Annotated in this window: 7 protein-coding genes and 1 tRNA gene; 2 read left to right on the top strand and 6 right to left on the bottom strand. The window is 68.2% G+C overall.

Translation table 11 applies throughout. The annotated features are described in order from the left end of the window. The 4 genes from QZ378_RS11455 to QZ378_RS11440 all read right to left on the bottom strand — a co-directional run. Positions 1-1,160, bottom strand: a 1,160-nt coding sequence (locus tag QZ378_RS11455) for a transglutaminase family protein (protein ID WP_291258358.1), incomplete at its 3' end; no start/stop codon positions are given. Between the two features lie 42 nt (positions 1,161-1,202). After that, positions 1,203-2,855: an acyl-CoA dehydratase activase gene (locus QZ378_RS11450; protein WP_291258357.1), complete on the bottom strand. Its 1,653-nt coding sequence runs from the start codon at positions 2,853-2,855 to the stop codon at positions 1,203-1,205. Then, positions 2,852-4,126 (bottom strand): 2-hydroxyacyl-CoA dehydratase subunit D, encoded by a 1,275-nt coding sequence (locus tag QZ378_RS11445; protein ID WP_291258356.1) that lies wholly within the window; start codon positions 4,124-4,126, stop codon positions 2,852-2,854. The genes QZ378_RS11450 and QZ378_RS11445 overlap by 4 nt, the downstream gene beginning before the upstream one ends. Positions 4,127-4,239: 113 nt before the next feature. After that, positions 4,240-4,315: transfer RNA gene (locus QZ378_RS11440), tRNA-Gly, on the bottom strand. A gap of 156 nt (positions 4,316-4,471) precedes the next feature. Between QZ378_RS11440 and QZ378_RS11435 the strand changes: the two genes are divergently transcribed. Both QZ378_RS11435 and QZ378_RS11430 read left to right on the top strand, forming a co-directional pair. Further along, positions 4,472-4,810 (top strand): PadR family transcriptional regulator, encoded by a 339-nt coding sequence (locus tag QZ378_RS11435; protein WP_191528971.1) that lies wholly within the window; start codon positions 4,472-4,474, stop codon positions 4,808-4,810. Beyond that, positions 4,807-5,466, top strand: coding sequence for a hypothetical protein (locus tag QZ378_RS11430; protein WP_191528970.1), 660 nt, complete (start codon positions 4,807-4,809; stop codon positions 5,464-5,466). Before QZ378_RS11435 ends, QZ378_RS11430 begins: the two co-directional genes overlap by 4 nt. 42 nt (positions 5,467-5,508) lie before the next feature. Here QZ378_RS11430 and QZ378_RS11425 read toward each other — a convergent pair whose 3' ends face one another. Next, complete coding sequence (locus tag QZ378_RS11425) at positions 5,509-6,609, bottom strand: metallophosphoesterase (RefSeq protein WP_191528969.1); 1,101 nt, start codon at positions 6,607-6,609, stop codon at positions 5,509-5,511. Positions 6,610-6,705: 96 nt separating this feature from the next. Then, a partial coding sequence (locus QZ378_RS11420) for a sulfite exporter TauE/SafE family protein (RefSeq protein WP_291258355.1) occupies positions 6,706-7,425 on the bottom strand: 720 nt, incomplete at its 5' end.

Genomic DNA, 7,425 nt, shown 5'->3' with positions numbered 1-7,425 from the left:
TCCAGGCTGCCGAAGTAGTGGGCGCGGCGGGCGTCCTCCCCGCTGCGCCGGGCGGAGGAGCCGAAGGAGCAGTCCGCCCACAGCCAGCCGTGGGGGGCCAGGTAGAACATGGCCCAGTCGTGGGGCCCCGCCCCGTCGGGGCGGACGGACAGGCCGCTCTGCCACCGGGCGGGGATGCCCGCGATGCGGCACAGGGTGATGAAGAGCAGGGCGAACACCCCGCAGTCCCCCCGCAGGGTCTTGGCGCACTGATCCGGGATGCAGTCCAGCTGGAGGTAGGCGGGCTGATAGCGGTAGTCCACCATGCCGGTGACATAGTCGTAGATGGCCCTGGCCTTCTCCGCCGGGGAGGTGAGCCCCGCCGTCAGCCGCTCCGCCAGGGCCCGCAGGTAGGGGGTAAAGAGAATGTGGGGCGGCTGCTCCTCCAGATCGAAGGTGGGCTGCACCGGGTCCAGGGGGAGGGTCAGGGGGTCCACATACTCCGCCCGGTGGAGGTAGCGGTAGGTGACGTTGAACTCCGACACGCCCCTGGTATCCCACCAGATGGTGCGCTGGGGGGCGTCCTCCGGGGCGGGGATGCCGCCGGGGGTGGCGTCCAGGATCTGGATCCCGCTCTGCTGGGGGCAGGCCGCCGGGAGGGGCAGCCAGGCCTGCACCGCCCGCCCCTCCACCGGCACCAGGGCGCGGATGGAGGCCCGCAGGGTGATGCGGGCGGTGAGGGAGCCCTCCCGCTCCATCCGGGCCAGCATGGCGTCCCGCTCGGTGTGGTCGGCCTGCTCCGGCCGCAGGCCGGGGGCCTCCCGGGGGTAGATGCGCAGGGACTCCAGGAACCGCTCGTGGATGTGCATCTCCCCGCCCAGCATCCGCCAGTCGATGCGCCCGCCGTCCACCAGGGCGTCAAACTGCGCCTCGGTGAACTCCGGCCACTCCGCCCGGATCTGCCCGATGGCCTCCGCCCGGGTGAAGGGGTAGTCGTGGCCCAGCCGCTCCAGCCGCACCCGCTCCGCCTCCAGCCGGGGGGCCAGCAGGGGCTGCTTCCCCCCGGAGAGCCGCCCGTCAATGAGCCGGACGGCCCCCTCCAGATCTCCCATGTCCCGCCGGCGGGCGATGTCGGCGGGCAGGGCGTCGCCCAGATGCAGAAACGCCTCGTTCTTTGTCATAGAACCGGCCTCCCTTTTCTTGATTCGATAGATATGATTCTATCATGTCCGGGCCGTGCTGTCCAGACTGTCCAGGGCGAAGAGGGCGGCCCCCAGGGCGCCGCAGAGATCCGGCTCGGGGGCGATCCACAGGGGGACGCCCAGCCGCTCCTCCAGGGCCTTCACCACCCCCCGGTTGCGGGCCACGCCGCCGGTCATCATGTAGGGCCCTTTGGCCCCCGCCCGGCTGGCCAGGGCGGCGGTCTTGCCCGCCACCGACTGGTTCAGGCCGTGGACGATGTCGGCGGCGGAGTGGTTGTCGGCGATGAGGGAGACCACCTCCGACTCGGCAAAGACGGTGCACATGCTGGAGATGGTCAGCTCCTGCTCCCAGGACAGGCCGATGGCCGCCATCTCGTCCATCTCCAGCTCCAGGGTGCGGGCCATCAGCTCCAGAAAGCGGCCGGTTCCGGCGGCGCACTTGTCGTTCATGACGAAGTTGGTCACGTTCCCCTCCCCGTCCAGGCAGATGACCTTGCTGTCCTGGCCGCCGATGTCCACGATGGCCCGGGCCTGGGGGTACAGCCGGTGGGCCCCCCGGGCGTGGCAGGTGATCTCCGTCACCTGGCCGGTGGCAAAGGGGATGTTGCTGCGGCCGTAGCCGGTGGCCACGATGGCGGCCATGTCCGCCGGAGAAAGGCCGTCCAGGGCGGCGAAGGCCTTCTCCGCCCCCTGGCTGGCCTTGGGGCCGGTGCGGACGATGGCGGAGGCCGCCACGTTCCCGGCCAGATCCAGCACCACCACGTTGGTGGTGGTGGAGCCGCTGTCGATGCCCGCCACGTACTTCCCCCGCCGGCCGGCGGAGGCGGGGGCGGCCCGGAGGTTCATCCCCTCCAGGAAGGCCTCCAGCCGGGTGGACAGCTGCCCGGCGGACAGGGGGGTGAAGTCGGTCTCCACCTTCAGCAGGGGGAGGGCGGTGGACTTGCGCAGGTTCTCGTACTCAAAGGCGTAGTAGTCGCAGAACTTGACGGTGTGGTACACCAGCCCCTTCAGGTTGGGATGGGCCAGCAGCTCCTCCCGCCGCCCCACCCCGTCCATCCGCAGGCAGGGGATCTGCCCCAGCAGGGCCCCGGCGTACCAGTCCAGCAGGCCGTCCAGCTCCTCCCCCAGTCCCTCCGGCGGGGGGACGAAGCGGTTGCCGCCGCAGGTGAAGTCCTCCACCGGGAGGGGGGAGGCCCGGCGCAGGGCGGCCAGGAGGCTCTCCCCCGCACGGGCGCCGGTCACCGCCAGGAAGGGCCCGGCGGGCAGGGGACTGCGGGGGGTGAAGGCGGCCCGGAAGGCCGCGGCGTCGAATTTTGCGTCCCGGTAGGCCCCGTACTCCGCCGCCAGCCGCTTCAGCTCCGCCGCCAGCCTGGCCCGGGCGCAGCCGTCGTCGTGGTGGGGGAGGTCCAGCAGGAAGAGGAAGTCCAGCTCCCCCCGATCCCGGAGCACGTCATAGCAGCGGCGGATGGAGTCGCAGCAGTTGACCAGCACCAGCTCCCGGACGCCCTCCCGGCCGCACTCCTCCAGCACCGCCTTGGCGTGGCAGCAGAAGTGGTTGTGGGTCAGCTCCTCGGCCCGGGTGAAGTCCGCCGCCTCCCGGTTCAGCAGCACCGGCTCCCCGCCGAAGGCGGAGAGCAGCTCCACCGGGGTGTATTTGCAGGTATATCCGATCATTTCGCTCCCTCCAGCAGCTCCAGGAAGGCCTGGAGCCGGGTCACCATCTGTCCGTCGTTCACGTTGCCGCTGTCGCAGCCGTCCCCGTCCAGCACCAGGGTGGGAAAGCCCGCCTCCTCCAGGCGTCCCTTCACCAGCTGGGCCGCGCCGGAGGTCTGCTTGCACCCCCAGTGGCAGAAGTACACCGCCCCGTCGGCGTTCAGCCGCCGGGCCAGTTCCACCGCCCGCTCCGCCCGGCGGGCCGCCCCGCCGTTGAAGGAGGAACTCACCAGCCGCCGGGCCATGGACTCGTAGGGGTGCTCCGGATCGGGGAGGAGATCGGTGTCCAGGGTCATGTCGGAGCCCACGATCTCCACGTCCTCCCGGAAGTTGAGCAGGGCGCGCAGGCTGTCCTGCCAGTGGGGGAGGGTGTGCAGCCACAGCAGCCGCTTCCCCCGCCGCCCCTCCGGCAGGGCGGCCACCTGACTGCACAGCCGCTCCACATACTCCAGGGCCGCCTGGCTGCCCAGCATGGGGTGGACGGCAAAGACCGAGAGCATCTCGGAGGTCATCTCGTCGGACAGGTGCCGCTCCGCCCGCAGCTCCAGGTAGCGGCGGTAGCCCTCCACCGTGGCCCGGGAGCGGGCCATGGCCGCCCGCAGGGCGTCCTCCGACAGGGTGCGGCCGGTGTGGGTCTGAATAAAGTCCCCCATGGCCCGCAGCTGGTCGGCCACATAGGCCACGCTGTCCTCTGTGGCGGAGAAGGGCACGTCCACCGTGAAATGGGGCACGTCCCAGAACCGGGCCAGCCGGCGGAAGGTGAGCTGGTTGGCGTCACAGGCCAGGGAGGTGTTGAGCACGAACCGGGGCTTTGCCATGACGCCGGTCTCCGCCAGGCCCAGCAGGATCTTGTGGTAGGAGCAGTAGCTGTCCGGCACCCCCCGCTCCTCCGCGGCCTCCACGAACACCCGCTCGGCCGCCGTGGACACCAGGTAGCAGGACAGGCCCTCGGGCAGCACCGGCGGGATGTCCAGGGCGTGGAGCAGCTCGCAGGGCAGGAAGATGTTGACGCAGGCCGCCCGGCCGGGCTTCCCCAGCCCGGCGGCCATGGAGCGGGCCGTGGCCCCCTGCATCATGCACCGGGCGGGCAGCACGTTTTTGGGCGGGAACAGGCGCATCTGCATCCCCACCAGATTGTAGGCGGTGTGGAGCAGGCGGCGGGCCCGCTCCGGATGCTCCCCCACCTGGCGGGAGATGAAGCGGCCCAGCTTTTCAATGGCGGGACTTGGCATAGGGGCTCCTTTCCTGAGAAAAACGGCCGCCCGGAACAGGCGGCCCGAAACATAAAACGCATATATTCCAGAAAAGAAAGAAGGACGGCTTTCAGCCGTCCTTCTTTCTTTTCTGGAGCAGGTGACGAGGCTCGAACTCGCTACCTCCACCTTGGCAAGGTGGCGCTCTACCAGATGAGCTACACCTGCAAGCGACGGATTATATTATAGCGGACAGGGCCGTCTCTGTCAAGAGGTTGTGTCAAATTTTCTTGTTCCCTTTTTGCGGATTTTCTCTTGACAGGAGACTACTTTGTGATACAATGTAGCTGCGAAAGGTATTTTGCAACGCAAGGTAGTGATGCCATGATCCCGTCTCAACTGCTCAAGGGCACCCTGGAGGGGTGCATCCTGGCGGTAATCCGCAAAAAGCCCACCTACGGCTATGAGATCGCCCAGCAGCTGGCCGCCTACGGCTTCGGCCGCATCGCCGAGGGCACCATCTATCCCCTGCTGCTGCGGCTGGAGAAAAACGGGGCCGTCCGGGCCCAGCTCCGGCCGTCGGAGCTGGGCCCCCAGCGGAAATACTACGCCCTGACGGAGCGGGGCCGGGAGGAGCTGGCCGCCTTCATGGGCAGCTATGCCGAGCTGACGCAGGCGGTGAACCGCCTGCTGGCCGACACGCGGAAGGAGGAGTCCCCATGACCCGAACCAAACAGCTGATGCGGGAGAACAACGCCTTTGAGCGGGCGCTGAGCCCCGAATTCAACCAGGTGCTCACCGACATGGTGGTCTACCTCCGCTCCGCCCCGGTGAGCGAGTACAATCAGGAGCTGGTGCGCCGGGACATCGGCCGGATGTTCCTGGACGCCCAGCGCCGGGGGGACTCCCCCGCCGACGTGATTGGGGAGGACTACCGCCAGTTCTGCGACCAGGTGCTGGCCGAGGTGCCCCGGCTCACGGTGCGGGAGCGGGTGCTGGACAGCCTGTCCACCTCCCTGGTATGCCTGGGGGCATGGGGTGTGATCTGGCTTGTCAACCGAGGAGTGCGTGGGATGTTCTTTTCGGACAGCGCCATAACAGGCGGCTGGCCGGACATCCCGGTCACCGTGGGGGATCTGCTGGTGACGGTGCTCATCCTGGCCGCCGCCGGATATCTGTTCCACGCCTTCTCCCGCGCCGCCTTTTCCAACGCCTACGCAGGACTGTTTTTCAAGGTGTTTCTGATTTTGGCGGCGCTGCTGGTGGTGGGCTGGGTGTTTGACAGCCTTCTGGGGTATCTCCATTTTGGCATTGTGCTGGCCGGGATCGCCCTCTGCTTTGTACTGGGCAAGGTGCTGGAGCACCTTGCCGACCGTTAAAGCACGGTGGGGCGGGCCTTTGGCCCGCCCCGCACTTTGTTGTTATTCCATCCGGCCGAAGTACCAGCCGGTGACGCCGTCCTTCTTCACCAGGGCCCGGTCGGAGACGCGCCGCACCACCGACAGGGTGTCGCCGGGGTGCACCTCCAGCCGGTAGTCGGTGGAGTCCTCGCACCGGGTAACCCCCCTGTCCACATACAGGTACTCGGTGAGCACATCCAGCACCCGCCCCGTCTCCAGGTGGCGGCAGCGGCTCAACTCCCGCCCACGCTCCAGCACCTCCAGGGCGTTGCGGCCCCAGCGGACGTTCACCGAGTCCGCCGACGGCGCCTGGGCGTCCAGGGCCGCAGCGGTGGGCAGGCCGTCGTAGGCAAACCAGGAGAAGGCCCCGCCGGGCGCCTCCGGCAGCACCAGGGCGTTGAGCTGCCCGCCGATCTGGAGGGAGCAGCCGCCGTCGATGGAGGCGATGTGCCGCTTCTCCTCCAGCAGGGGCCGACAGCGGGGCACCCGGGGGTCGTAGAGGGTCACCGGCCAGTGGCCCACGACGCACCAGCGGCGGAAGGAATGCCCCTGGGAGAGGAAGTCGTCGTTTTTCATGCAGCCCCAGGCGTCCAGGCCGTCCAACCGCTCCTCATCGGCCACGCCGCCGTGGACGAACAGATAGTCGGGGGTCACCAGGATCTCCGGCATGGCCTCCAGGAAGGCCAGCTCGGGGGCGAAGCGCTCCCGCACCACCTCCCGCAGGCCGGCCAGATCCTCCGGCCCTCTGGTCTCAAAGCCCGCCGCCTGCCCCATCTGCACCAGCAGGCAGCGATCCCGCCACACATTCAGGTAGTGGTGGTAGAAGCCCGCCTCCGGCGCCCCCTCGTCCAGGGCGAAATCGCTGACCAGGTTGTCGCAGTTGCCCCGGACACAGTACACCGTGTTCTGCTCCGCCAGGGCCATGATATAGCGCAGGGTGGCCAGGCTGTCCGGCCCCTTCTCCACCAGATCCCCCAGCAGCACCAGGACATCGTCCGGGGTATAGCGGGCGGCGGAGAGCACCCCCTTGAAAAACGGCAGATTGCCGTGGATGTCGCTGATCACCAGCACCCGCCGCCCCGGCGGCAGGGTCAGGCGCACCACGTTTGCGGTTCTGGACATGGGCTTCACCTCGGTTCTTCCTGTTATTGTACCACGCCCGGCACAAAAAAGGAACGGGATTCTCTCCGGAGAATCCCGTTCCTTTTTTGTGAGGCGTCAGGCCATCAGGTTGCGGACGATATTGAACACCGCGATGGCCAGCACCACCAGCTGCACGGCGTTGAAGGCCTTCTCCACCGCCGCCTCGGAGCACTTCTTGTTCAGGCTGGCCCCGATGAAGCCGCCGGCGATGGCGCCCACGATCATCACGGGGGCGATGGACAGGTCGAAGACGGCGAAGCCGGTGGTCAGGGCCACGGTGGCCAGCTTGGAGATCTGGGCGAACAGGATGGTGACCAGGGAGCAGACCGTGGCGGTCTTGGTGTCAAAGGAGAACAGGTAGATGATGAGGGCCACATTGATGGGGCCGCCCCCGATGCCCAGGAAGGAGGAGCAGACGCCCAGGAACACGCCCACCAGCAGGGCCACCGCCGCGCCCCGCAGCTGTCTGCTGGGGATGCGGCTCTTGTTCTTCATGTAGAGGAACACCGCCAGGATCAGCAGGCCCAGCACCACGTTCTGCACCACCGTGACGGCGGCATTGGCCTGGAGGGCGTCCACAATGAGCTGGAGCAGGTGCTCCCCCGCCAGGCCGCCCACCACCGAGCCCAGGGCCAGGGGGATGGCGGTGCCGAAGGGGATCTTCGTCCTGGCGAGCATCTGCTTGCCGATGGACACCACCGACATGGAGAACACGGTGAGGGAGGACAGCACGCCGATGGTCTGCACGTCAAAGCCGTGAAGCACGTCCATCAGCGGCTTGATGATGACGCCGCC

Origin of the sequence: Flavonifractor sp. (assembly GCF_019422385.1) — a bacterium.
GTDB classification, from domain to species: domain Bacteria; phylum Bacillota; class Clostridia; order Oscillospirales; family Oscillospiraceae; genus Flavonifractor; species Flavonifractor avistercoris.
This window is presented reverse-complemented; position numbering and strand designations above follow the sequence as displayed.

Excerpts from the sequence above, each read along its gene's own strand:
- QZ378_RS11450 (WP_291258357.1), bottom strand. The coding sequence starts at position 2,855 with ATGATCGGATATACCTGCAAATACACCCCGGTGGAGCTGCTCTCCGCC.
- QZ378_RS11445 (WP_291258356.1), bottom strand. The coding sequence starts at position 4,126 with ATGCCAAGTCCCGCCATTGAAAAGCTGGGCCGCTTCATCTCCCGCCAG.
- QZ378_RS11435 (WP_191528971.1), top strand. The coding sequence starts at position 4,472 with ATGATCCCGTCTCAACTGCTCAAGGGCACCCTGGAGGGGTGCATCCTG.
- QZ378_RS11430 (WP_191528970.1), top strand. The coding sequence starts at position 4,807 with ATGACCCGAACCAAACAGCTGATGCGGGAGAACAACGCCTTTGAGCGG.
- QZ378_RS11425 (WP_191528969.1), bottom strand. The coding sequence starts at position 6,609 with ATGTCCAGAACCGCAAACGTGGTGCGCCTGACCCTGCCGCCGGGGCGG.